Here is a 506-nt window from a genome sequence, read left to right on the forward strand (position 1 = left end):
TATGATCAGGGGTCAAGTAGCTCTCAGTCGCTAGCATAGAAGTGGCTAGCGGAGCCATATTAAACCAAACATAAAAGGTTAGAAAAAAAGCAATCCACGTATAATGCAGCGCTCTTATTTCACGGCGTTCCATCTCAAGCAGCTCTTTTGCATGCATATCTCATATCCTCCGCCATAAAACTAGATAGTTTTAAATAATTGTGATGGAGATAAGTTAGCAATAAAAAGCGAGCATACCTATTGAGCAAAAGCAGTATATTTTATGCGTTTAAGACTACGACTAGTACTACTAAAGGAGGACTTTATTCATTCATCTTTAAGCTATAATGAGGTAAATGATAATTATTCAATATGTAAAATACTGATAACTTATTAAGGAGTCACTATGAATCAGCAAGTCATTCCCAGCCACTGGAAAATAAAACGCTCTACGCATTTCTTTACCAAAGATAAAGTGCCTAAAGCTCTGCTCACACATCACAATACCGCTGAGGGCGTATATGGTC

Annotated in this window: 1 protein-coding gene; it reads left to right on the forward strand. The window is 37.4% G+C overall.

Translation table 11 applies throughout. The features are described 5' to 3' along the window. Positions 1 to 385 precede the first annotated feature (385 nt). Positions 386 to 506, forward strand: a 121-nt coding sequence (locus tag ACS8FD_RS24895; protein ID WP_439277811.1) for a DUF1971 domain-containing protein, incomplete at its 3' end; no start/stop codon positions are given.

The organism is Psychrobacter sp. 1U2 (assembly GCF_051847575.1).